Source organism: Streptomyces sp. NPDC037013, assembly GCF_055607265.1.
The window spans coordinates 506,084-530,721 of sequence record NZ_JBVJRV010000003.1 but is presented as its reverse complement, the minus strand read 5'-3'; the positions used below and the strand labels follow the sequence as shown (position 1 = coordinate 530,721).

Annotated in this window: 15 protein-coding genes; 11 read left to right on the top strand and 4 right to left on the bottom strand. The window is 71.3% G+C overall.

Annotated elements, in window-relative coordinates; genetic code table 11:
• Positions 1-97: 97 nt before the first annotated feature.
• The 6 genes from leuS (at position 98) to ACZ7DY_RS12240 (ending at position 9,916) form a co-directional block, all read left to right on the top strand.
• Positions 98-2,998, top strand: a complete 2,901-nt coding sequence (gene leuS, locus ACZ7DY_RS12265; protein ID WP_471133458.1) for a leucine--tRNA ligase — start codon at positions 98-100, stop codon at positions 2,996-2,998.
• Positions 2,999-3,125: 127 nt separating this feature from the next.
• A complete protein-coding gene (locus tag ACZ7DY_RS12260; RefSeq protein ID WP_471133456.1) occupies positions 3,126-3,839 on the top strand; it encodes a hypothetical protein in 714 nt (237 codons plus the stop codon).
• Positions 3,840-3,926: 87 nt separating this feature from the next.
• Complete coding sequence (locus tag ACZ7DY_RS12255) at positions 3,927-4,772, top strand: DegV family protein (RefSeq protein ID WP_471133453.1); 846 nt, start codon at positions 3,927-3,929, stop codon at positions 4,770-4,772.
• A 517-nt stretch (positions 4,773-5,289) separates the two neighbouring features.
• A complete protein-coding gene (locus tag ACZ7DY_RS12250; RefSeq protein WP_471133451.1) occupies positions 5,290-6,123 on the top strand; it encodes a ComEA family DNA-binding protein in 834 nt (277 codons plus the stop codon).
• Complete coding sequence (locus ACZ7DY_RS12245; protein ID WP_471133448.1) at positions 6,120-8,783, top strand: ComEC/Rec2 family competence protein; 2,664 nt, start codon at positions 6,120-6,122, stop codon at positions 8,781-8,783. Before ACZ7DY_RS12250 ends, ACZ7DY_RS12245 begins: the two co-directional genes overlap by 4 nt.
• A gap of 251 nt (positions 8,784-9,034) precedes the next feature.
• A complete protein-coding gene (locus tag ACZ7DY_RS12240) occupies positions 9,035-9,916 on the top strand; it encodes a YceI family protein (protein WP_471134537.1) in 882 nt (293 codons plus the stop codon).
• Between the two features lie 139 nt (positions 9,917-10,055).
• Here the strand turns inward: ACZ7DY_RS12240 and ACZ7DY_RS12235 are convergent, their stop codons facing one another.
• On the bottom strand, positions 10,056-10,319 hold the full coding sequence (locus ACZ7DY_RS12235; protein ID WP_471133446.1) for a hypothetical protein: 264 nt from the start codon (positions 10,317-10,319) through the stop codon (positions 10,056-10,058).
• A gap of 54 nt (positions 10,320-10,373) precedes the next feature.
• Between ACZ7DY_RS12235 and holA the strand changes: the two genes are divergently transcribed.
• The gene (holA, locus tag ACZ7DY_RS12230) at positions 10,374-11,360 is read left to right on the top strand and encodes a DNA polymerase III subunit delta (RefSeq protein WP_471133444.1); all 987 of its coding nucleotides are present in this window, start codon (positions 10,374-10,376) and stop codon (positions 11,358-11,360) included.
• A gap of 296 nt (positions 11,361-11,656) precedes the next feature.
• Here the strand turns inward: holA and rpsT are convergent, their stop codons facing one another.
• Entirely contained in the window at positions 11,657-11,923 is a 267-nt protein-coding gene (rpsT, locus tag ACZ7DY_RS12225) for a 30S ribosomal protein S20 (RefSeq protein WP_030783448.1), read from the bottom strand.
• 217 nt (positions 11,924-12,140) lie between these two features.
• Here rpsT and lepA point away from each other — a divergent pair, with 217 nt between their 5' ends.
• Together lepA and ACZ7DY_RS12215 are read left to right on the top strand one after the other, a co-directional pair.
• A complete protein-coding gene (gene lepA / locus ACZ7DY_RS12220; RefSeq protein WP_471133441.1) occupies positions 12,141-14,006 on the top strand; it encodes a translation elongation factor 4 in 1,866 nt (621 codons plus the stop codon).
• A gap of 339 nt (positions 14,007-14,345) precedes the next feature.
• Positions 14,346-16,235, top strand: a complete 1,890-nt coding sequence (locus ACZ7DY_RS12215; protein WP_471133439.1) for an AMP-dependent synthetase/ligase — start codon at positions 14,346-14,348, stop codon at positions 16,233-16,235.
• A 67-nt stretch (positions 16,236-16,302) separates the two neighbouring features.
• On the opposite strand, the gene ACZ7DY_RS12210 is transcribed toward ACZ7DY_RS12215, so the two are convergent.
• Both ACZ7DY_RS12210 and ACZ7DY_RS12205 read right to left on the bottom strand, forming a co-directional pair.
• The gene (locus tag ACZ7DY_RS12210; protein WP_471133436.1) at positions 16,303-16,887 is read right to left on the bottom strand and encodes a response regulator; all 585 of its coding nucleotides are present in this window, start codon (positions 16,885-16,887) and stop codon (positions 16,303-16,305) included.
• Between the two features lie 12 nt (positions 16,888-16,899).
• Entirely contained in the window at positions 16,900-20,997 is a 4,098-nt protein-coding gene (locus tag ACZ7DY_RS12205; protein WP_471134535.1) for a HAMP domain-containing protein, read from the bottom strand.
• Positions 20,998-21,216: 219 nt separating this feature from the next.
• Between ACZ7DY_RS12205 and ACZ7DY_RS12200 the strand changes: the two genes are divergently transcribed.
• On the top strand, positions 21,217-23,139 hold the full coding sequence (locus ACZ7DY_RS12200; protein WP_471133434.1) for a SpoIIE family protein phosphatase: 1,923 nt from the start codon (positions 21,217-21,219) through the stop codon (positions 23,137-23,139).
• Between the two features lie 55 nt (positions 23,140-23,194).
• Complete coding sequence (hemW, locus tag ACZ7DY_RS12195) at positions 23,195-24,427, top strand: radical SAM family heme chaperone HemW (protein ID WP_471133431.1); 1,233 nt, start codon at positions 23,195-23,197, stop codon at positions 24,425-24,427.
• Positions 24,428-24,638: the final 211 nt, after the last annotated feature.

Here is a 24,638-nt window from a genome sequence, read left to right as displayed (position 1 = left end):
GAATCGGCGCGGCGTCCCCTCCTGTGCGAGGGGCATTTTTGTTTGACCAGAACGGTCAATTCCGCAGGCAGAGACGATCGATGGAGCTTTGAGGATCATGAGCGAGACGAATTCTGCTGCCGCCTCCGAGGTGGCCGCGCCGCACCGCTATACGGCCGCTCTGGCCGCTGAGATCGAGGCACGCTGGCAGGACTTCTGGGACGCCGAGGGCACCTACGAGGCGCCGAACCCGAGCGGCGACCTGGCCGCGCGGGACGAGGCCGAGGCCGCGCTGGTCGACCGGCCCAAGAAGTTCATCATGGACATGTTCCCGTACCCCTCCGGAGCGGGCCTGCACGTCGGCCACCCCCTGGGCTACATCGCCACGGACGTCTTCGCCCGCTTCCAGCGCATGACCGGGCACAACGTCCTGCACACCCTGGGCTTCGACGCCTTCGGCCTGCCCGCCGAGCAGTACGCCGTGCAGACGGGCACCCACCCGCGGGTCTCCACCGAGGCCAACATCGAGAACATGAAGTCCCAGCTGCGCGCGCTGGGCCTGGGCCACGACAAGCGGCGCTCGTTCGCGACGATCGACCCCGAGTACTACAAGTGGACCCAGTGGATCTTCGTCCAGATCTTCAACTCCTGGTACGACGCCGACGCCGGCAAGGCCCGCCCGATCGCCGACCTGGTCGCGCAGTTCGACAGCGGTGAGCGCGCCGTACCGGGCTCCACGCGCGCGTGGAGCGAGCTGGACGCCGCGGAGCGCGCCGAGGTCCTGAGCGGATACCGCCTGGCCTACGCCTCCGACGCGCCGGTCAACTGGTGTCCCGGCCTGGGCACCGTGCTGGCCAACGAGGAGGTCACCGCCGACGGCCGCTCCGAGCGCGGCAACTTCCCCGTCTTCAAGGCCAAGCTGCGCCAGTGGAACATGCGCATCACCGCCTACGCCGACCGCCTGCTGGACGACCTGGACGCGCTGGACTGGCCCGAGGCCATCAAGCTGCAGCAGCGCAACTGGATCGGCCGCTCCGAAGGCGCCCGCGTGAACTTCCCCGTGGGCATCGAGGGCGACGCGATCACCGTCTTCACCACCCGTCAGGACACCCTGTTCGGCGCCACCTACATGGTCCTGGCGCCCGAGCACGACCTGGTCGACAAGCTGGTCCCGGACGCCTGGCCCGAGGGCACCCACGAGACCTGGACCGGCGGGCACGCCACCCCGGCCGAGGCCGTCGCCAAGTACCGCGCCTTCGCCGCAGCCAAGTCCGACGTGGAGCGCCAGGCCGACGCCAAGGAGAAGACCGGCGTCTTCACCGGCGTCTACGCCACCAACCCGGTCAGCGGCGAGCAGATCCCGGTCTTCATCGCCGACTACGTCCTGATGGGCTACGGCACCGGCGCGATCATGGCCGTCCCGGCGCACGACGGCCGCGACTTCGCCTTCGCCCGCGCCTTCCACCTGCCGATGCACTGCGTCGTCGAGCCGTCCGACGGCCGCGGCACCGACACCCGGACCTGGGACGACGCCTTCTCCTCGTACGAGGCGAAGCTGATCAACTCGGCCAACCAGGAGATCTCCCTGGACGGCCTGGACGTCGAGGGCGCCAAGGCCCGCATCACCGGCTGGCTGGCCACCCGCGGCATCGGCGAGGGCACCGTCAACTTCCGCCTGCGCGACTGGCTGTTCAGCCGCCAGCGCTACTGGGGCGAGCCCTTCCCGATCGTCTACGACGAGGACGGCGTCGCCCACGCGCTGCCCGAGTCGATGCTGCCCCTGGAGCTGCCGGAGGTCGACGACTACTCCCCGCGCACCTTCGACCCGGACGACGCCGACACCTCTCCGGAGACGCCGCTCTCCCGCAACGAGGACTGGGTCAACGTCACCCTGGACCTGGGCGACGGCCCCAAGCGGTACCGCCGCGAGACCAACACCATGCCCAACTGGGCCGGCTCCTGCTGGTACGAGCTGCGCTACCTGGACCCGCGCAACGACCAGCAGCTGGTCGACCCCGCCGTCGAGCAGTACTGGATGGGCCCGCGCGAGGGGCAGCCGACCGGCGGCGTCGACCTGTACGTGGGCGGCGCCGAACACGCGGTGCTGCACCTGCTGTACGCGCGCTTCTGGTCGAAGATCCTGTTCGACCTGGGCCACACCTCGTCGGCCGAGCCGTTCCACAAGCTGTACAACCAGGGCATGATCCAGGCCTACGTCTACCGGGACGGCCGCGGCTTCCCGGTGCCGGCGACCGAGGTCGAGGAGCGCGACGGCAAGTTCTACTTCGAGGGCGAGCCGGTCAAGCGCGAGCTGGGCAAGATGGGCAAGTCCCTGAAGAACGCCGTCACGCCGGACGAGATCTGCGACGAGTACGGCGCGGACACCCTGCGCCTGTACGAGATGGCGATGGGCCCCCTGGATGTCTCCCGCCCCTGGGACACGCGCGCGGTCGTCGGCCAGTACCGGCTGCTGCAGCGGATGTGGCGCCTGATCGTCGACGAGTCGACCGGCGAGGTCACCGTCACCGACGTCGCCGAGGCCGACATCGACGAGGGCACCCTGCGCGCCCTGCACAAGGCGATCGACGGCGTCCGCCAGGACCTGGACGGCATGCGGTTCAACACCGCCATCGCCAAGATCACCGAGCTGAACAACCACCTGACGAAGGTGGGCGGCCCGGTGCCGAGGTCCGTCGCGGAGCGCCTGGTCCTGCTGATCGCGCCGCTGGCCCCGCACATCGCCGAGGAGCTGTGGCGCAAGCTGGGCCACACCGACTCGGTCGTCCACCGGGACTTCCCGGTCGCCGACCCGGCCTACGTCGTGGACGAGTCCGTGACCTGTGTCGTGCAGATCAAGGGCAAGGTCAAGGCGCGCCTGGAGGTCTCCCCGTCGATCTCCGACGCGGAGCTGGAGACGATCGCGCTGGCCGACGAGAAGGTCGTCGCCGCGCTGGCCGGCGCCGGGATCCGCAAGGTGATCGTGCGCGCGCCGAAGCTGGTGAACATCGTCCCCGCGTAGCGGCCGACACCTGAGGTAGGGGTCTTCCCCTACGGGCAGGTTGGGGGTTCCGTTGGAACCTCCGACCTGCCTTCTCCGTTTACGGTGGAAGGAGTCGCTGGACGGACGGACTGCGGAGAGGAGCGTCATGCAAGCCGTGGGCGCAATCGTGGCGCTGCTGGTCGTGCTGTTCATGGTGCTGGGCGTGTACGTCACGGTGAAGGCGGTCAAGGCCGCCAAGCGCGGCGTGGACCGCACCATCCTGGAGGCCCGCAGGACGGTCGAGGACACCACGCTGCGGGCGAAGAGCTTCGCGCAGGTCGGCACGGCCGCCGAACTGGCCCAGCTGCGCCTCTCCTTGCGCTCCTCCATGCGCGCCACGCAGGACGTCCTGCACGCGGGCGCGGCCTCCGACGAATCCCTGAAGGAGACCCTGAGCCTCTTCGACCGCCTCAGCACCCACGGCCATGAGCTGGACGACGAGCTCCGGCGCCTGGAGCGCGACCCGGACAAGGCCGCGCTGGCCGAGCGCCTCCCCGGGCTGCGGGAGCGCACGACCCAGATCACCAAGGCGGCCGACTCGCTGCGCTGGTCGGCGCGGGACCGGGCCCGCCGCTTCGCCGACGACGACCTGGACTCCCTGAGCACACAGATCGACATGGAGGCGGGCGCCCTGCGCCACTGGACGACGACGGAACCGTCGCCCGCCGCCCAGGCCCCCGCCGCATGGCCCGAGCCGGCTTCGCCCGAGGGGGCCGACCGGCGTGCGGCGCAGGAACCGACCCGGCCCGCGATCACCCCGCCCACCGCGAGAACCACGTATCCATGGGAGAAGAAGCCCAGGCCCGAAAGCACCACCTGATCCCCCCGGCGGCCGGAACCGGAATCGGACCCGGGCCAACAGGGGCCGGGCTGCCGCCCGGCGGCACAGACAGGTAACCTCCAGCTCATGTCCCGCCATGTCGCGATCGTCACTGATTCAACGGCCTACCTGCCGCGGCGGACGATGGAGCGGCACGGCATCACCGCGGTCCCGCTGACCGTGGTCCTGGGGGGCCAGGCGCTGGAGGAGGGCACCGAGATCTCGGCCCGCTCCCTCGCCCAGGCGCTGCAGAAGCGGAAGTCGGTGACCACCTCCCGGCCCAGCCCCGAGGTCTTCGCACAGGTCTACCGGAAGGCGGCCGAGGCGGGCGCCACGGCCATCGTCTCGCTCCACCTGTCCGCCGAGTTCTCCGGCACGTACGACGCGGCGGTCCTCGCCGCGAAGGAAGCACCCGTGCCGGTACGGGTGGTGGACACCGGCATGGTCGCCATGGCCCTCGGCTTCTGCGCGCTGGAAGCGGCCCAGGCCGTGGAGGCGGGCGACTCGGCGGAGGAGGCGGTCGCGGCGGCGGAGAAGCGGGCCGCGGCCACGTCCGCGTACTTCTACGTCGACACCCTCGACTATCTGCGCAGGGGCGGCCGCATCGGCGCCGCGCAGGCGCTGCTGGGCTCGGCACTCGCCGTGAAACCGCTGCTCAAGCTCGACGGCGGCCGCATCGACATGCTGGAGAAGGTGCGCACCGCGTCGAAGGCGATCGCCCGCCTCGAGGAGATCGTGGTCGAGCGGGCGGGCGCCGGCCGGGTCGACATCGCGGTGCACCACCTGGCGGCCCCCGAGCGGGCCTCGGCGCTCGCCGAGCGGCTCAGGGACCGGGTGCCGGGCCTCGCCGAGCTGCACGTCAGCGAGGTCGGCGCGGTGATCGGGGCGCACACGGGTCCGGGGCTGTTGGGAGCCGTGGTCTCGCCGCGGTGAAGAGCGTCGGGATGCACTCGTACGGGTGACGGAGTTATCCACAACTGCCGGGTAATCCACGGGAATTGACCAAGATCAACGAGTTTTCCCGGTGGTGCCTAGCGTGGTCGGCATGGCACTTCGATCACTTTCCAGGACACCTTCCGCCACGAGCGGGCCCGGCCGCGGCCCGGCCTCCGACGGCCGCGCGAGCCACCGTCACGCCCGGGGGCGGGCCAGGCGCAGGTATACGTCGGCGGAGGCGACGCGGCAGCGGCAGGGGCAGCGGGCGGAATCGCTGTTCGCGGAGCGACAGCCGCAGCGGCCGGAGCAGGCGCGGCCTTCGCCGGAGTCACCGCCGCGTTCGCCGCGGCTGGACGTGGCGGCGGCGGATGAGGCGCTGGTGGGCGGGGGGACGGGGGTTGGGGGCAGGGAAGGCAGGGACAGGGGCAGAGGCAGAGACGTGGTGCGTGAGTCGAGGCCGCGCGCGGCGAGGCCCGCCCCCGCTCGCGGCCTGGCCTCCGAGCCGGACCTTTGGTTGGACGCAGGTCCGGACGCGGTCGTCGGTTCGGAGAGGGGGGCCGAGGCGCACGTCTGGCCGTCCTCGCGGAGGGAGCGGATCGGACTCGCCGTGCGGGAGCGGCTGCCGGTGTGGCTGCAGTCGCGGTGCGGGGTCGAACGGCGCAGCGTGATCGCCCTCGTCGCGGTGCTCGCGCTCGCCGCGGTCTTCGCCGCTCAGCACTTCTGGGCGGGCCGCACCCAGCCCGTGCGGCCACCGGAGGTGGTGCGTGAGGCGGGTGCCGCCGCCTCTGGACGGGGCGCGGAGCCGGCTCCCTCGCCGGGGTCACCGGTGCGGGCGGGCCGGGCGGCGGCGGGTGGCGGGGGTGGTGGTGCCGCCAAGATCGTCGTGGATGTCAGCGGAAAGGTGCGGCATCCGGGAGTGCTCCGGCTGCCTGCGGGATCCCGGGTGGCCGACGCCTTGCGGGCGGCCGGTGGGGTGCGACCCGGCACGGAGATGGACGGCCTCAACCGCGCCCGGTTCCTCGTGGACGGTGAGCAGGTAGTGGTGGGCGGCGTCGCGGCGGCTGCCGGAGCGGGGGGCGGCGGTGCCGGGGTGGGCGCCGGGGCGGCAGGGGTGGGAGTGGGCGTGGGCGGGGGTGCGGGAGGGGCGGCGATGACCGGCCCGATCGGGTTGAACACCGCGACCGCCGAGCAGCTGGACGAACTGCCGGGAGTCGGACCGGTATTGGCCCAGCACATCCTCGAGTACCGCGCCGAGCACGGAGGTTTCCGTTCCGTCGACGAGTTGCGCGAGGTCAACGGCATCGGCGATCGGCGCTTCGCGGACCTGCAAGATCTTGTACGGCCATGACGCGCGCGGCAGTTCACGTCGCGTCGGGCCGACGACTGGGAGCCTCGCATCCGCGTCAGGAGGGGCCGGCCGACCTCCGGCTCGTACCGCCCGCTCTCGCGGCGTGGGCGACGGCCGCCGTGATGCTGGACGCGCCGCCCCGGTGGGCGATCGTCACGGTGGCGGTCTGCGTCCTGGTGGGCGGAGGCCTGCTGGTGACGTGGACGACGCGGGTCCGTCGCCCACAGGGACAACTGCCGGACGGGCCGCCTGGACAAGCGCCGCACGGGCCGCAGGGGCAGTCGGCGGGACGGTCGCCTGGGATGCGGTCGTGGGGGCGGCTGCCCGTGGCGGCGGTTCTCCTCTGCATGGCAGCGGCGACGGCCTCCGCGGCTCTGCACGGTGCGGACCTGCGCCGTGGCCCCGTCCCCGGACTGGCACGCGAATATGCGCAGGTGGAAGCCGAGTTGGAGGTCACGTCCGACCCGCGGCGCATCCGGCCCCGGGTCGCCGCCGCCCACACGATGCCGCCCACCGTGGTCCTGGACGCCGACGTCGTCCGCGTCACGGAAGCGGACGGCAGGTCGACCGTGACGCGGACACCGGTCCTGGTGGTCGTACGGACGGAGAGGCCAGAGCGCCCCATGGACAAGGCTTCCGGAGCCCCGGGGGCCGATGTCCCCGACGCCTCCGGGGCCCCGGCGAAGCGGCGGGCCGGGGCCGCGCCCGGTGATGCCTGGTTGGCGCTGTTGCCGTCGACCCGGCTGCGGGTGCGGGGCCGTCTGGCCCCGCCGTTGCCGGAGGGGGACCGGGTGGCCGCGGTGCTCCGGGTGGCCGGGGAGCGCGCGCCGCAGGTGATCGGGGCGCCGTCCGGGGCACAGCGGCTGGCCGGGGCGTTGCGGGGCGGGCTGCGCGAAGCGACGGACGGGCTGCCGGCCGATGCCCGGGCGCTGCTGCCGGGGCTCGTCATCGGGGACACCTCGCGTGTGCCGGCCGAACTGGACCAGGCGTTCCGGGCAACCGACCTCACGCATCTGCTCGCCGTGAGCGGGGCGAACCTCACGATCGTGCTCGTCCTGCTGATCGGCCCGCCGGCCACGGCGCAGCGGGCGGAACGGCGCGGCCTGGCGCCCAGGTTGGGCATTCCGCTCCGGGCGACGGCGCTGCTCGGCGGTGGGCTCACCGTCGGGTTCGTCATCGTCTGCAGGCCGGACCCGAGCGTGCTGAGGGCCGCCGCCTGTGGCCTCATCGTGCTCCTCGCCCTGGCCACGGGCCGGCGCAGATCGCTCATCCCCGCCCTGGCCACGGCGGTCCTCGTGCTCGTCCTGTACGACCCGTGGCTGGCCCGGAGTTACGGCTTCCTGCTCTCCGTCCTCGCCACCGGAGCGTTGCTCACGCTCGCGCCGCGTTGGGGTGCCGCGCTGCGGGAGCGGGGGGTTCCGTCGAGGTTCGCCGAGGCGCTGGCCGCCGCTGCTGCCGCGCAGGCGGTGTGCGCGCCCGTCGTCGCCGTTCTCGCGGCGCGGGTGAGTCTGGTGGCGGTGCCGTGCAATCTGCTCGCGGAGTTCGCCGTCGCGCCCGCGACCGTGCTCGGCTTCGCGGCGCTGGCGGCGGCGCCGGTGGCGATGCCCGTGGCCGAGGCGCTGGCCTGGGCAGCGGGTTGGCCCACCGGATGGATCGCGGGGATCGCCAGGACCGGGGCGGCGCTCCCCGGGAGCGGGATCGACTGGCCGGACGGCTGGCGGGGCGGGTTCCTGCTCGCGCTCGTCACCGTGCTCCTCGTCCTGGTGGGACGCAGGCTCATGCGGCATCCATGGGTGATCGCGGCCTGTGCCGTCCTGCTGTTCCTGGTGGTCGTCCGGCCCCCGGCCGTCACCCGGGTGATCGCGGGGTGGCCGCCGCCGGGATGGCGGCTCGCGATGTGCGATGTGGGGCAGGGCGACGCCATGGTGCTCGCCGCGGGAGGCGGGGCGGGGGTGGTCGTCGACGCGGGGCCGGATCCGGTCGCGGCGGACCGCTGCCTGCGTTCGCTGGGGATCACGCGCGTACCGCTCGTCCTGCTCACGCACTTCCACGCCGACCATGTCGCGGGGTTGCCGGGGGTGTTGCGGGGGCGGGAGGTGGGGGAGATCCAGACGACGGGGTTCGAGGAGCCGCCGGACCAGGCGGAGTTCGTACGGGATCAGGCGGCGGCCGCGCACATCCCGGTGGTCCGGGCCGTGGCGGGGGAGCGGCGCCGCGCGGGCCCGCTGGACTGGCGAGTGCTGTGGCCACCGGGGTCGGCGGTGCCGCGGCCCGAGGGGCCGAACGACGCGAGCGTCACCCTGCTCGTGCGGACGGCCGGGCTGAGCCTGCTGCTCCTCGGCGATCTGGAGCCGCCCGCCCAGCGGGCACTGCTGCGCTCGCCGGCCGGTGCGTCGCTCACCGGGGTGGATGTCCTGAAGGTCGCCCATCACGGTTCGGCCCACCAGGATCCGGGGCTTCTGCGCAGGGCGGCGCCGCGGCTGGCGCTCATCTCGTGCGGCGCCGACAACTCCTACGGCCACCCCTCGCCCCTGACGCTCACGGCATTGCGGGCCCAGGGAGCGCAGGTGGTGCGCACGGACACGGACGGCGCGATCGCGGTGGTGGGGGCGGGGGCGCGATCGGGTCCAGGTCTCGCGGTGGCCACCCGGCCCCCATGACCTCCGGCGCTGTCGGCCGGGCCACCTCAGTCACCTCATGGGGTCATGGGGGCGCTACCGAGGGAAACAGTCTCTGAGCTGGTGTGATGGGAAAGGAAGGGGGATCAATTCGGGGTACTCGCGACAGTTCTTGCGCATCGTCAGCATTCCAGTGATCTGGGTCCGTGTTGCGCCTAAAGCCGCAACGGTGATCGAATGCCTTTTCGTTGCAGTTTGCAGGTGTTGTCAAGAACGCGGGGATGTGTCGCAGGGTGTTCGGCCGTTGGCTGGGAAACCGTACGAATCGGGATGGACGGACGGGGCCCCTGTCGGCGCTCACGGTTCCGTCGAGTGCGGGAGTGCTCAGCTGCCGGGTGCTCGACCCGGTCAATGAGCCCGTGCGGAACGCGGAGTTCGCCGTCAGTGACGCGATGGGGCGCAAGGTCGTCAGTGGGGGGACGGACCCGTTCGGGTCGTTCGTCACGGCTGTTCCGGCCGGGGAGTACCGTCTCGCGGTCACGGCGGAGGGCTTCACCCCGTACCGGGCGAGCGCCACGGTCGCGGAGAACGCGCACGCGTCGATCGGTGACGTCATGCTCCAGGTCGCCCAGCCGCCGGCGCTGCCCGAGCCCGGTGACTGGGAGCTCGACCCCCTGCACTCCTCGGTGGCCTTCACCGCGCGCCACATCGGGCTGGCCCGCATCCGGGGCCGGTTCAACACCTTCGCGGGCGCGATACGGGTGGCCGAGCGCATGGAGAACTCCGCGATGCACGTCGTCATCGACGCGGCCTCCATCGACACCGCGGTCAAGATGCGCGACGACCACCTGCGGTCCGGGGACTTCCTGGACGTGGCGCGCTTCCCGACGATGGAGTTCTACGGCGACCGCTTCGTGCACAAGGGCGGCAGCCGCTGGGCGATATCCGGCGGCCTGACGCTGCACGGCGTGACGCGGACGGTCACGCTCGACACGGAGTACCTCGGAGTCGGCCAGGGGCTTCAGGGCGAGACCCGCGTCGCCTGCCGCGCCACCACCGAGCTGCACCGCGACGACTTCACGATCACCTGGCAGACGATGCTCGCGCGCGGCATCGCGGCCGTCGGACACAGCATCACGATCGACCTCGACATCCAGGTCATCCCCAAGAGCTGACCCCCCGGCCCCCCGGCCCCCCGGCCGCCCGACGGCCCGACCACCCGGTCGCCCGACCACTCGGCTGCCGGCCGCCCGACCACTCGGCCACCTGACCGCCCGGCCCCCCGGCCGCCTGCCGACCCGGCCCCTGCCCCCCCTACGGCGCCTCCAGCCACCCCTCGTGCTCGGCGGCCAGTGCGTCGAGGGCCGTCGGGTCCAGGCGGGAGTCGGGGTCCTCGACCACGACCAGCCACTGGGCGTCCTCGGCGTCGTCCTCGCCGGCCAGGGCGTCGCGGACGAGCTGGGGTTCCTCGGCCACGCCGAAACGGTCGGGGAGCTCTTCGGCCACCACCTCCGCGGCATCGCGGTCGGGCAGCACCAGGACATGTCGTACGTCGGTCACCGGTCCATTCTCCGACATGGCACCGGGACGTACGGGACGGGCTGTCGGTGCCGCGTGGGATGCTGGACCGCGATGGCCAGGAAGACAGCAAACGACGATCCGCTCGCTCCTCTCACGCTCGCCGTGGGGCAGGAGGACCTCCTCCTCGACCGCGCCGTGCAGCAGGTGGTCGCGGCCGCCCGCGCCGCCGACGCGGACACGGACGTGCGCGACCTCAGCTCCGACCAGCTGCAGCCCGGCACCCTCGCCGAGCTGACCAGCCCCTCGCTCTTCGCCGAGCGCAAGGTCGTCGTCGTACGGAACGCGCAGGATCTGTCGGCGGACACGATCAAGGACGTCAAGGCGTATCTCGGGGCGCCCGCCGAGGAGATCACGCTCGTCCTGCTGCACGCGGGCGGCGCCAAGGGCAAGGGGCTGCTCGACGCCGCGCGCAAGGCGGGTGCGCGCGAGGTCGCCTGCCCCAAGATGACCAAGCCCGCGGACCGGCTGTCGTTCGTGCGGAGCGAGTTCCGCACCATGGGCCGGTCGGCGACCCCCGAGGCCTGCCAGGCCCTGGTCGACTCCATCGGCAGCGATCTGCGGGAGCTCGCCTCGGCCGTGTCGCAGCTCGCGGCGGACGTCGAGGGCACGATCGACGAAGAGGTCGTCGGGCGGTACTACACGGGCCGGGCGGAGGCCTCCAGCTTCACCGTGGCCGACCGGGCCGTCGAGGGCCGGGCCGCCGAGGCGCTCGAAGCGCTGCGCTGGTCCCTGTCGACCGGCGTCGCCCCCGTCATGATCACCAGCGCTCTCGCGCAGGGCGTGCGGGCGATCGGCAAGCTCTCCTCGGCGCGTGGCGGGCGCCCCGCCGACCTCGCCCGCGAGCTGGGCATGCCGCCCTGGAAGATCGACCGGGTGCGGCAGCAGATGCGCGGCTGGACCCCGGACGGCGTGGCCGCCGCGCTCACGGCGGTCGCGGCGGCCGACGCGGGCGTCAAGGGTGGCGGCGACGACCCGGAGTACGCCCTGGAGAAGGCCGTCGTCGCCATCGCCCGTGCCGCGCGGGCCCGGCGGGGCTGAGTCCCTGCGGGGCGGGAGCCTTAGGCGCGCGGCCCTGAGGTGCGGGGCCCGGCCCTCCGGGGATGGGTGGGTCTTCGTCTGCGGGTGCCTCGTGGCCGGTCGCGCAGTTCCCCGCGCCCCTGACCGGCACCGGGCGCGCCCCACACACCCCCGGACACAGCAATGCCCCCGGAGTGGGCCGGGGGCATCGTCGCAGCGTGGCGTACTGCGTGGTTCTGTCCGCGATTCGAGGTAGAGGGCTCGAATTACCCTCGCGGAAGGATTGATCAGCGCCCCGGCGGACCGGGGCAGAGGCTTCAGCCCTTGAGGGACGCGGCCTTCGTCGCAAGCGCCGACTTCTTGTTGGCGGCCTGGTTCTTGTGGATGACACCCTTGGAGACGGCCTTGTCGAGCTGGCGCGTGGCCTCACGCGTGAGCTCGGCGGCCTTCTGGGCGTCACCGGCGGCAACGGCCTCGCGGGCCTTGCGGATCGCGGTCTTCAGGGAAGACTTGACCGCCTTGTTGCGCTGACGCGCCTTCTCGTTGGTCTTGATCCGCTTGATCTGGGACTTGATGTTCGCCACGAAAGAGCCTTTTCAGGTTCAGGTACTGCAGAGGTACTGCAGATGAGTTTGATGACACGCGCCTCGATGCTTGAGAGGGCTACGAGACACAGCTGTCCACGGTACCAGGCACCCTCGGACCGGCCCAAACCGACCGCAGTCCCGCACCCATGGGACGATGGAACCTACGTATAGATCCGACCCGAGGCGACAGGCGCCTCAAGAGACAGGACCCTGCGTGCCCGCGACCCCTAAGAATGTGCCCGAGCCGAGCCGTACGGACCCGGCGCTGATTCGCAATTTCTGCATCATCGCGCACATCGACCACGGCAAGTCCACGCTCGCCGACCGCATGCTCCAGCTCACCGGTGTGGTGGAGCAGCGGCAGATGCGTGCTCAGTACCTCGACCGCATGGACATCGAGCGCGAGCGCGGCATCACGATCAAGTCCCAGGCGGTGCGTCTGCCCTGGGCCCCGAACGAGGGCCCGGACGTCGGCAGGACCCACATCCTCAACATGATCGACACCCCGGGCCACGTGGACTTCACGTATGAAGTCTCGCGTTCGCTCGCGGCCTGTGAGGGCACGATCCTCCTGGTCGACGCGGCCCAGGGCATCGAGGCGCAGACTCTCGCCAACCTCTACCTGGCGATGGAGAACGACCTCAAGATCGTCCCCGTACTGAACAAGATCGACCTGCCGGCCGCCCAGCCGGAGAAGTTCTCCGAGGAGCTCGCCAACCTCATCGGCTGCGAGCCCGAGGACGTGCTGAAGGTCTCCGCGAAGACCGGCATGGGCGTCGAGGCGCTGCTCGACAAGGTCGTCGCCGAGATCCCGCCGCCGGTGGGCGTCAAGGACGCCCCGGCCCGCGCGATGATCTTCGACTCGGTCTACGACTCCTACCGCGGCGTCGTGACGTACGTGCGAGTCGTCGACGGCCAGCTCAACAAGCGCGAGCGGATCCGGATGATGTCCACCGGAGCCACCCACGAGCTCCTGGAGATCGGCGTCTCCTCGCCCGAGATGACCCCGGCCGACGGCATCGGCGTCGGCGAGGTGGGCTACATCATCACCGGCGTGAAGGACGTCCGTCAGTCCAAGGTCGGTGACACGATCACCTCCCTGCACAAGGGCGCGACCGAGGCGCTCGGCGGGTACAAGGACCCCAAGCCGATGGTGTTCTCGGGCCTGTATCCGCTGGACGGCTCGGAATACCCCGACCTGCGCGAGGCCCTGGACAAGCTGCAGCTCAACGACGCCGCGCTCGTCTACGAGCCCGAGACGTCCGCCGCGCTCGGCTTCGGCTTCCGCGTCGGTTTCCTCGGCCTGCTGCACCTCGACGTGATCCGTGAGCGGCTCGAACGCGAATTCGGGCTCGACCTGATCGCCACCGCTCCGAACGTGGTCTACCGCGTGATCATGGAGGACGGCACCGAGCACACGGTCACCAACCCGAGTGAATTCCCCGAGGGCAAGATCGACCAGGTCTTCGAGCCGGTCGTGCGCGCCACGATCCTCGCCCCGAGCGAGTTCATCGGCTCGATCATGGAGCTGTGCCAGAACCGGCGCGGTGTGATGCTCGGCATGGACTACCTCTCCGAGGACCGCGTCGAGATCCGCTACACCCTGCCGCTCGCGGAGATCGTCTTCGACTTCTTCGACCAGCTGAAGTCCAAGACGCGCGGTTACGCCTCGCTCGACTACGAGCCCACCGGCGAGCAGTCCGCGCAGCTCGTCAAGGTCGACATCCTGCTCCACGGCGACAAGGTCGACGCCTTCTCGGCGGTCACCCACAAGGACCAGGCGTACGCGTACGGCGTGCGGCTCGTCGCCAAGCTGCGCGAGCTCATCCCGCGCCAGGCCTTCGAGGTGCCCGTGCAGGCCGCCATCGGCTCCCGGGTCATCGCCCGCGAGACCATCCGCGCCATCCGCAAGGACGTCCTCGCCAAGTGTTACGGCGGTGACATCTCCCGTAAGCGGAAGCTGCTGGAGAAGCAGAAGGAAGGCAAGAAGCGGATGAAGATGGTCGGCTCCGTCGAGGTGCCGCAGGAGGCCTTCATCGCCGTGCTCTCCAGCGACGACAGCGGCAAGGCCAAGAAGTAAAGGCCAGGAAGTAGCCGCAGCCGCGCGGCAGCCGTGACGCCCCGGGCGCCCGTCCACACTCCGGACGGGCGCCTTTCGCGTGCCGTCCGCCACCCGCGGAGTGCGCCGGTGTCACACCTGACACGGCACGCGCGAAGCGGCCCGCGGCGCTCCCGGCGGCGGGCCCGGTCCGTATGGGGCTCTGTAGGAAGTGACGGCCGGTAGGCCCTTACGCGTCGGGCGTCCGGGCTCTACTCTGATCACCACTCGTAGGTTACTCACAAGTTAAACAAGTAGCCGCAGGGATGTAAGAAGCAGCCGCCAGCCAGTTCGCCGCATGTCGTGGGCCCGGAGGATGTCGTGAGCGACACACAGACCTTGATCGAGAACCGTCCGCCGTCCGTGGCGCACCTCTTCGTGGAGCGCGTGGCGGCCACGCCGGACGCCGAGGCCTACCGCTACCCCGTCCCGGCTGCCTCCGGCGAGGGGCCCGACGAGTGGAAGACGCTCAGCTGGGCGCAGGCCGCCGACCGCGTCCACGCCATCGCGGCGGGCCTGATCGAGCTCGGTCTCGACTCCGAGGACCGCGTCGCCCTCGCCTCGTCCACGCGGGTCGAATGGATCCTCGCCGACCTCGGCATCATGTGCGCGGGCGCCGCCACCACGACCATCTACCCGCAGACCAACGCCGAGGAGTCGGCGTTCATCCTGGCCGACTCCGGCAGCCGGGTGCTGATCGCCGAGGACGCCGCGCAGCTCGCCAAGGCGCGCGAGAAGCGGGCCGACCTCCCCGAGCTGCGGCACGTCGTGGTGCTCGACGCGGCGGGCGCGGAGCCCGCCGAGGGCGACCCGAACGGCTGGGTGCTCACCCTCGCCGACCTGGAGGCCCGTGGCGCGGCGCACCTGGAGAAGAACCCCCAGCTGATCAAGGAGCGGATCGGCGCGATCACCGCCGGTCAGCTCGCGACGCTCATCTATACCTCCGGCACCACCGGCAAGCCCAAGGGCGTGCGTCTGCCGCACGACAACTGGTCGTACATGGCCAAGGCCATCGCCTCGACGGGCCTCCTCGGCCCCGACGACGTGCAGTACCTGTGGCTGCCGCTCGCGCACGTCTTCGGCAAGGTGCTGACCTCGGGACAGATCGAGGTCGGGCACGTCACCGCCGTCGACGGCCGCGTGGACAAGATCATCGAGAATCTGCCGGTGGTGCAGCCGACGTACATGGCCGCCGTGCCCCGCATCTTCGAGAAGGTCTACAACGGCGTCGCCGCCAAGGCGCGGGCCGGCGGCGGGGCCAAGTACAAGATCTTCCTGTGGGCGGCCGAGGTCGCCCGCGAGTACGCGAGGGTCAGCCAGGACAACTTCCGCAGGACGGGCACGGCCTCGGTGCCGTTCGGGCTGCGCGCCAAGCACCGGACCGCCGACGCGCTCGTCTACTCCAAGCTCCGCGAGGCCTTCGGCGGGCGGCTGCGGGCGGCGGTGTCGGGTTCGGCCGCGCTCGCGCCCGAGATCGGCTACTTCTTCGCGGGCGCAGGCATCCACATCCTGGAGGGGTACGGCCTGACGGAGTCGTCCGCCGCCTCCTTCGTCAACCCCGGCGAGGCCTACCGCACCGGCACCGTCGGCAAGCCGCTGCCCGGTACCGAGGTGCGCATCGCGGACGACGGCGAGATCCTGCTGCGCGGCCCCGGCATCATGGAGGGCTACCACGGCCTGCCGGAGAAGACCGCCGAGGTCCTGGAGTCCGACGGCTGGTTCCACACCGGGGACATCGGCGAGCTGTCCGTCGACGGCTATCTGCGGATCACCGACCGCAAGAAGGACCTGATCAAGACGTCCGGCGGCAAGTACATCGCGCCCGCGGAGGTGGAGGGCCAGTTCAAGGCCGTCTGTCCGTACGTCTCCAACATCCTCGTGCACGGCGCCGACCGGAACTTCTGTGCCGCGCTGATCTCCCTCGACGAGCCCGCCATCCTGGAGTGGGCCAAGGAGAACGGCCAGGAGGGGAAGTCGTACGCCGAGGTGTGCGCCGACCCGGCCACGGTCGCGCTCATCGACGGTTACGTCAAGCAGCTCAACGAAGGCCTCCAGCGCTGGCAGACCATCAAGAAGTTCCGGCTCCTGCCGCGCGACCTGGACGTCGAGCACGGCGAGCTGACGCCCAGCCTGAAGCTGAAGCGGCCGGTCGTGGAGCGGGAGTACAAGCACCTCATCGAGGAGATGTACGCGGGCTCGCGCGAGGCCTGATCCTCGCGGACCCGGCAGGTCCGGGGCCCGGCGCGTCCTGGGCCGGCGCGGACGGCGGTGTCGCCGGTCAGACGCCCCGTCCGCGGCGCATCTCCCGCACCAGTTCCTCCATGTGCGTCACGTGGCGGCGCAGCTCCAGGACGTCTTTCAGGCTGCTCGCGGCCATATGGGTCTCGATCGCGGAGAGGCGCGCCGCCAGCTCGTCGAACTGGCGCTGCTCACGGGCCAGTATCCGCTCCAGCTGGCGGTTCTTGCGGTGCAGTTCGAGGAAGACGGTGACCTTGGCGCGCAGCACCCACGGGTCGAACGGCTTGGTGAGGTAGTCCGCGGCGCCCGTGGCATAGCCGCGGAAGGCGTAGCCCGCGTCGTTGTCGGTGCCCGTCAGGAAGATGATGGGCACGTCCTTGGTCTGGTCGAGCCGTTTGATGTTGGACGCGGTCTCGAACCCGTCCATGCCGGGCATGCGGACGTCCAGCAGGATGACGGCGAACCGCTGCCGCAGGATCGCCTTCATCGCCTCCTCGCCCGAACGGGCCCTGACGAGAGGCTCGTTGAGGGAACCGAGGACGGCTTCGAGCGCCATCAGATTGTCCTCCATGTCGTCGACCAGGAGGATGCTCGCGCGGTTGTCTGTCGTGGCCTCTGCACTCATGGTGACGGTGCCTCATTCGATGGTCGGCGGAACAGGTGACTCGCCTTCCGCGCAGAGCTGTTCCGGGGCGACGGGTCGTTGATCGGGGGACGCGGCGCCCTCGCTGCCGTCGTCCGCACCCTCCGGGTCGAGGAGGGCGCAGACGACACCGAGCAGCTGGTCCACGTCCACGGGTTTCGGTACGTAGTCGTTGGCGCCCTGCGAGATGGCCTTCTCGCGGTCGCCGGGCATGGCCTTCGCCGTCAGCGCGACGATCGGCAGGCCCTGCCAGCGGGGGCTGCGCCGGATCGCGGCCATCGTCTCGTACCCATCCATCTCCGGCATCATGATGTCCATCAGGACGATGTCGACGTCGGGGTTGCGCTCCAGCGTCTCGATGCCCTCGCGGCCGTTCTCCGCGTACAGGACGGGCATGCCGACGCGGCTGAGCACGTGGGTGAGCGCGAAGACGTTGCGGATGTCGTCGTCGACGATGAGCACGCGCCGGCCCGGCAGTATGCGCCCAGCCCGCCCCTCTTTCCACGCCTCCAGTTTGTTGGGGGTGGGCCAGCTGTCGTCGGGCTCCAGCGCGGTGTGCGGGCGCTGGACGGCCTGGTCGACCGGCTCCGGCAGGTGCTGGGTGTGGGAGGCCGCGTACGCGATGGCGGCGGCGCCGTGGCCCGGGTGCACCACGGGGACGTAGAGCGAGAAGGTCGAACCGTGGCCGGGGCGGCTCTCCGCGGTGATGCGGCCACCGAGCAGGCCCGCGATCTCACGGCTGATGGAGAGGCCGAGGCCGGTGCCGCCGTACTTGCGGTTGGTGGTCCCGTCGGCCTGCTGGAACGCCTCGAAGATCACCGGGAGTTGCTCGGCCGGGATGCCGATGCCGGTGTCCGTGACGGCGAAGCAGAGCAGGTCCTCGTTGTCGTGGAGCAGCCGGTCGCCCGCCGCCTCCTTGACGCGGCTGACCCGCAGCTCGACCTTGCCGGCCGAGGTGAACTTCACCGCGTTCGACAGGAGGTTGCGCAGGATCTGCTGGAGGCGCTGCTCGTCCGAGAACATCTCCCGCGGCACGTCCTCGCCCACCGACACGTCGAAGGCGAGACCGCGGTCGAGGGTGAGCGGGCGGAACGTCGCGTGGACGTAGTCGAGGACCTTGATGAGCGGGAGCTTCTTCGGGCGTACGTCCATCCGGCCCGCCTCGATCTTCGACAGGTCCAGGATGTCGTTGATCAGCTGGAGCAGGTCCGATCCCGACCGGTGGATCGTCGTCGCGAACTGCACCTCCTGGTCGGAGAGGTGGTTGTCCGGGTTGTCGGAGAGCAACCGGGCCAGGATCAGCAGGGAGTTGAGCGGCGTGCGCAGCTCGTGCGACATGTTCGCGAGGAACTCCGACTTGTACTGCGAACTCGTCGCGAGCAGCGCGGCCTTCTCCTCCAGTTCCGCGTTGGAGCGGCGCAGCTCGGCCTGCTGGCGCTGGAGTTCGTCCGAGCGTTCCTGGAGCTGGATGGCGAGGCGCTGCGACTCGCCGAGCAGGGACTCCGTACGGGAGTTGGCGATGATGGTGTTGATCGCGACGCCGATGGTGTTCACGAACTGGTCGAAGAAGGCCAGGTGGACGTCGGAGAAGCGGGAGAACGTGGCCAGCTCGATGACGCCGAGCAGCTTGTCCTCGAAGAGGATCGGGATGATGACGACCGTGGCGGGGGCCGCGTCGCCGAGCCCCGAGTGGATCTTGATGTAGTCCGGCGGGACCTCTTCGACGAGGATCCGCTTCTTCTCCAGGGCCGCCTGGCGCACCAGGCCCTGCGCGGGCATCCCGCCGGTGTCGACGACCGAGTCCTGCGCCGCGCCGTACCCGGCGATGAAGGCGAGCCCCTTGGCGGTGACCTGGGTGGGCGCCGGGGACTCCGCCGTGTCCGGGTCGGCGAGGAAGAACGCGCCGTACTGCGCGTTCACCAGCGGCGTCAGCTCGCGCAGGATCAGGTCGGCGACCTCCATCAGGTCGCGGTGGCCCTGCATCAGGCCGGCCAGACGGGCGAGGTTGGACTCCAGCCAGTCCTTGGCACGGGTGGTCTCGCGGAGGTTGGAGACCATGAGGTTGATGTTGTCCTTCAGCTCGGAGACCTCGCCGCGGGTCTCCACGGTGATCGAGCGGGTCATGTCGCCCTGCGCCACCGCGGAGGCCACCTCGGCGATGGCGCGGACCTGCGTGGTGAGGTTCAGCGCCAGCTCGTTCACGTTCGTCGTCAGGCGCTTCCAGGTGCCGTAGACGCCCTCGACCCGGGCCTGGCCGCCCAGCTGGCCCTCGGAGCCGACCTCTCGGGCGACGCGGGTGACCTCGGAGGAGAACGAGGAGAGCGTGTCCACCATGGTGTTGATGGTGGTCTTCAGCTCCAGGATCTCGCCGCGCGCGTCCACGTCGATCTTCTTGGAGAGGTCGCCCTGGGCGACGGCGGTCGCGACCTGCGCGATGTTGCGGACCTGGCCGGTGAGGTTGTCCGCCATGTAGTTGACGTTGTCGGTGAGGTCCTTCCACACACCGGACACGCCGAGGACCTGCGCGCGCCCGCCGAGCCTGCCGTCCGTGCCGACCTCGCGGGCCACGCGGGTCACCTCGTCGGCGAAGGCGCGCAACTGCTCCACCATGGTGTTGACGGTGTCCTTCAGCTCCAGGATCTCGCCGCGTGCGGTCACCGTGATCATCTTGGAGAGGTCGCCGTTGGCGACGGCGGTGGTGACCTGGGCGATGTTCCGCACCTGGGAGGTGAGGTTCGACGCCATGAAGTTGACGTTGTCGGTGAGGTCCTTCCAGACGCCCGACACGCCGCGGACCTGCGCCTGGCCGCCGAGGTTGCCCTCGGTGCCGACCTCGCGGGCGACGCGGGTGACCTCGTCGGCGAAGGCGGACAGCTGGTCGACCATCGTGTTGATCGTCGACTTCAGCTCCAGGATCTCGCCCTTCGCCTCGACGGTGATCTTCTTGCCGAGGTCGCCCTGGGCGACGGCCGTCGAGACGAGCGCGATGTTCCGCACCTGGGAGGTGAGGTTGTCCGCCATGAAGTTGACGTTGTCGGTGAGGTCCTTCCAGACGCCGGAGACGCCCCGCACCTGAGCGCGCCCGCCCAGATTCCCCTCGGTGCCGACCTCGCGGGCGACGCGGGTGACCTCGTCGGCGAAGGCGGACAGCTGGTCCACCATCGTGTTCACCGTCGACTTCAGCTCCAGGATCTCGCCCCGGGCGTCCACGGTGATCTTCTGGCTCAGGTCGCCGTTGGCGACGGCGGTGGTGACCTGGGCGATGTTCCGCACCTGGGAGGTGAGGTTCGACGCCATGAAGTTGACGTTGTCGGTGAGGTCCTTCCAGACGCCCGACACCCCGCGCGCCTGGGCGCGCCCGCCCAACTGGCCCTCCGTGCCGACCTCGCGGGCCACCCGCGTCACCTCGGCGGCGAACGCGGAGAGCTGCTCCACCATCGTGTTCACGGTCAGCTTCAGTTCGAGGAGCTCACCGGTCGCCTCGACCGTGACCGTGCGGGTCAGGTCGCCCTGCGCCACCGCCGTCGTCACCAGCGCGATGTCGCGCACCTGGGCGGTGAGCCGCGACGCCATCGTGTTGACGGCCTCCGTCACGTCCCGCCAACTGCCGGAGAGCCCGCGCACCTTGGCGCGACCGCCGAGCCGCCCCTCCGTCCCGACCTCGCGGGCGACGCGCGTGACTTCACCCGTGAAGAGGGACAGCTGATCGACCATCGTGTTGACGGCACGGCCCAGGCGGCGCAGATCGCCGCGCAGCTCACGCGTGCCGTCGTGCAGGTCGACGCGTTGCGTCAGGTCGCCGCCCGCCACCGCGTTCAGGACCCGGGTGGCGTTGGCCGCCGGCGCGACCAGCGCGTCGAGCAGCGTGTTGACCTCCGACACGCGCGCCGCCCAGCGGCCCTGTCCCGGACTCGCGGCGAACCGCTCGTCCAGCCGGCCATGACGTATGATCTCGCGCCGCACGCGGACGAGTTCGGCGTCGAAGTGGAGCGAACGGTCGAGCATCTCGTTGAAGACCGCGTACAGCTCGGCGGTCATGCCCTCGCCGACCGGAGCGACCTTGGTGAAGTCCCCGTCCCGCGCGGCCCGCATGGCGGCGAGAAGCGGGCGCAACTGGCACATGGCCGGATCCGTACCGGAATCGACGCTCTGTGCGGGCGCCGGGATCCGGCCCTCTTCCAGCACAGGCATAGCACTGTTCTCACTCATAACGGCCCACTTCAGTAACTCGGCGCTTATGGGCGAGGTCAGTCTGTCACTCTGTCGGTGTTGCCTGAGGCGTAATCGCCCGAACTGCTCAGGAGCCGCACCGTGGGGTCCATTCCGACACAACGGGAGACCGAATTCCGGTCTCCCGCCCCGGGCCCGGACCGTGCCGGGCCGCCGATGGTGGTGCGCACGTCACTGCCCGGAAACCCGCTTGCGCCCGCCGCCGCCCGCAAATTCGTGCGGGCCGCCCTCGCCGACTGGACCGAGCTCGGGGCGCCCGCGACCGCGGGCTTCACCGACCGGCTGGCCGACGACGCGGTGCTGCTCGTCAGCGAGTTGACGACCAACGCCGTCGTGCACGCGGGCACGGCGGTCGAACTGCTGTGCCGACTCGACGAGGCGGTACCGGGCGAGAACACGGACACCGTCGTCATCGAGGTCTCCGACCACCACCCCTCCCGCGCGGTCCGCAGCGAACAGCGCCCGCTGCCGACCGGCACCCCCGAGTACGGCCGCGGCCTGCAACTCGTCGCGACCCTCTCCGAGTCGTGGGGCATCACCTACCGCCCCGGCACCAAGACCGTCTGGGCCAGGCTGCCGGTCGACGGCGTCCAGGCGGGCCGCGAGATCGAGGCGTACGCGAGCGAGCACGCGCTCCAGCGCGGACTGCGCGCCGCCGAGATCCTCGCCCCGCTGCCGAAGCGCGCCCCGCACGACACGGAGTGGGTCAACCGCGGCGCCCTCACCTTCCTCGCCGAGGCCTCCGACCTGCTGGCCGGACAGTTCGACGAGGACCTGGTGGCCGCCCTCGCAGGACAGCTCCTCGTGCCCCGCCTCGCCGACTGGTGCGCGGTGTGGCTTGAAGACGCCTCGGAAGGCTCCGGGCGCGGCCCGGCGAGCGGCTCCGGGGCGCGCCTCGCCCGCGTCTGGCACAGCAGCGAGCACCGCATAGAGGAACTCCGCCGCGTCCTGGAGAAGGAGCCGCCGCGGCTGCCCGACGCGGCGGGCTCGGGTGCCTTCCCCGTCCCCTGGCCTGGCGAGGGGACGACGGGCGGGGCGGATGCCTCCGGCGCGGCCCTCGCGTACCGCCTGACCGCGGGCGGGCGCGCCCTCGGCACTCTCGTCATCGGACGAGCCGGCCTGATCCGCTTCGCCGACGAGGTCACAGGCCTCGTCGAGGACTTCACCCGCCGGGTCGCGCTCGCCATCAGCACCGCCCGCCGATACCAGCGCCAGGCCAACATCAGCCAGGTGCTCCAGCGCGGCCTGCTGCCCAGCAAGGTCGCGGAGATCCCCGGCGTGGAGAGCGGCCTGGTGTACGAGCCGCGGGACAAGGGCGGCCCCGGCGGCGACTTCTACGACGTCTTCCAGGCGGGCGAGGGCCGCTGGTGCTTCGCGCTCGGCGACGTCCAGGGCAAGGGGCCGGAGGCGGCCGTCGTCATCGGTCTCGCCCGGCCGTGGCTGCGGCTGCTCGCCCGCGAGGGCTACCAGGTCGCGGAGGTCATGGACCGGCTCAACCAACTGCTCCTCGACGACGCGACCGAGGCGGCGGACGCGGCGGCGGCGGTCGTCGCGGTGGCGGGCGGCCAGGGCGTCCCGCCCGACGGGCCGACCTCGCGCTTCCTCTCCCTCCTGTACGGCGAGCTCGTCCCCTACGAAGGGGGCGTGCGCTGCACCATCGCCTGCGCCGGGCATCCGCTGCCGCTCCTGATGTCACCCGAGGGCAAGGTGCGGGAGGCGGCCACTCCGCAGATGCTGCTGGGGGTCGTCGACGACGAGACGTACACGAGCGAGAGCTTCGAGCTGCGGGCCGGCGAGACGCTCCTGTGCGTCACGGACGGGGTGACCGAGCGCCGCTCGGAACGGCTCCTGTTCGACGACGGCGACGGCCTCGCCCAGGCGCTGGCCGGCTGCGTGGGGCTCGACGCGGCGCTCGTCGCGGAGCGGATCAGGCGGCTCGTCCACGAGTTCTCCGAGCGGCCGCCGGACGACGATCTGGCGTTGCTGGTGCTGCGGGCGCGCTGAGGGGGCGGCTCGGTGAGGGGGAGAGGTGTTCCCGGGGTGCGGGACAATGGAAGGCATGCCTTCCGCACTGCCCGATGGTGAGCCCATGCCCGAGGACGGAGCGCTGCCCGCGTCCGCCCTGGCCGGCGCGGCCTCGCGCCCACTCGGCTTCTACCTGCACGTCCCGTACTGCGCCACGCGCTGCGGCTACTGCGACTTCAACACCTACACCGCGACCGAGCTGCGCGGCTCCGGCGGTGTGCTCGCCTCCCGCGACAACTACGCGGACACCCTGATCGACGAGGTACGGCTCGCGCGCAAGGTCCTCGGGGACGATCCGCGGCCGGTGCGGACCGTGTTCGTCGGAGGCGGTACGCCGACGCTGCTCGCCGCGCGCGACCTCGTACGCATGCTGGGTGCCGTACGGGACGAGTTCGGGCTCGCGGACGACGCGGAGATCACCACCGAGGCGAACCCCGAATCGGTCGACGCGGCGTACCTGGGCGAGCTGCGGGAGGGCGGGTTCAACCGCGTCTCCTTCGGCATGCAGAGCGCGAAGCAGCACGTGCTGAAGATCCTCGACCGCACGCACACGCCCGGGCGGCCCGAGCGTTGCGTCGCCGAGGCGCGGGCGGCGGGGTTCGAGCACGTGAACCTCGACCTGATCTACGGCACGCCGGGAGAGTCGGACGACGACTGGCGGGCGTCGCTGGACGCGGCGATCGGGGCCGGGCCCGACCATGTCAGCGCCTATGCGCTGATCGTCGAGGAGGGGACGCAGCTGGCGCGGCGGATCCGGCGCGGCGAGGTTCCGATGACGGACGACGACGTGCACGCGGACCGGTACCTCATCGCCGACGAGGTGCTGGGCGGTGCGGGATTCGAGTGGTACGAGGTCTCCAACTGGGCCACGTCCGAGGGCGGGCGGTGCCTGCACAACGAGCTGTACTGGCGGGGTGCCGACTGGTGGGGGGCCGGGCCCGGGGCCCACAGTCACGTGGGCGGCGTGCGGTGGTGGAACGTCAAGCATCCGGGGGCGTACGCGGGAGCGCTGGCGGGGGCGCGGTCGCCGGGGGCGGGGCGGGAGCTGCTCTCCGCTGAGGACCGGCGGGTGGAGCGGATCCTGCTGGAGCTGCGGCTTCGGGAGGGGTGTCCGCTGAGTCTCCTGAAGGAGCCCGGCCTCGCGGCTGCGCGCCGGGCGCTGGGGGAGGGGCTGCTGGAGGGCGGGCCGTGGGAGTCGGGGAGGGCGGTGCTGACGCTCCGGGGACGGCTACTGGCGGACGCGGTGGTGCGGGACCTGGTGGACTAGGGCTGGTGGGGCGTTTTGGGGTGGGGGCGCTTTCGGGCGGGGCGCCTGGGTTCGGTTGTGGGTGCGGGTGGGCTTGGGCGGGTGTCAGCGCCTTGGGTCGGTTGGGGGTGCGGCTGCGCTTGGGCTGGTGTCTGCGCCTTGGGTTCGGTTGTGGGGGCGGGGCCGCGGGGGTGTGTGCGTACTCGCTATCCCTGCGCCACGCTGCACGAAC

Bases quoted from the DNA above. Each gene is read 5' to 3' on its own strand.
- leuS (WP_471133458.1), top strand. From the start codon at position 98: ATGAGCGAGACGAATTCTGCTGCCGCCTCCGAGGTGGCCGCGCCGCAC.
- ACZ7DY_RS12260 (WP_471133456.1), top strand. From the start codon at position 3,126: ATGCAAGCCGTGGGCGCAATCGTGGCGCTGCTGGTCGTGCTGTTCATG.
- ACZ7DY_RS12255 (WP_471133453.1), top strand. From the start codon at position 3,927: ATGTCCCGCCATGTCGCGATCGTCACTGATTCAACGGCCTACCTGCCG.
- ACZ7DY_RS12245 (WP_471133448.1), top strand. From the start codon at position 6,120: ATGACGCGCGCGGCAGTTCACGTCGCGTCGGGCCGACGACTGGGAGCC.
- ACZ7DY_RS12235 (WP_471133446.1), bottom strand. From the start codon at position 10,319: ATGTCGGAGAATGGACCGGTGACCGACGTACGACATGTCCTGGTGCTG.
- holA (WP_471133444.1), top strand. From the start codon at position 10,374: ATGGCCAGGAAGACAGCAAACGACGATCCGCTCGCTCCTCTCACGCTC.
- ACZ7DY_RS12210 (WP_471133436.1), bottom strand. From the start codon at position 16,887: ATGAGTGCAGAGGCCACGACAGACAACCGCGCGAGCATCCTCCTGGTC.
- ACZ7DY_RS12205 (WP_471134535.1), bottom strand. From the start codon at position 20,997: ATGCGGGCCGCGCGGGACGGGGACTTCACCAAGGTCGCTCCGGTCGGC.
- hemW (WP_471133431.1), top strand. From the start codon at position 23,195: ATGCCTTCCGCACTGCCCGATGGTGAGCCCATGCCCGAGGACGGAGCG.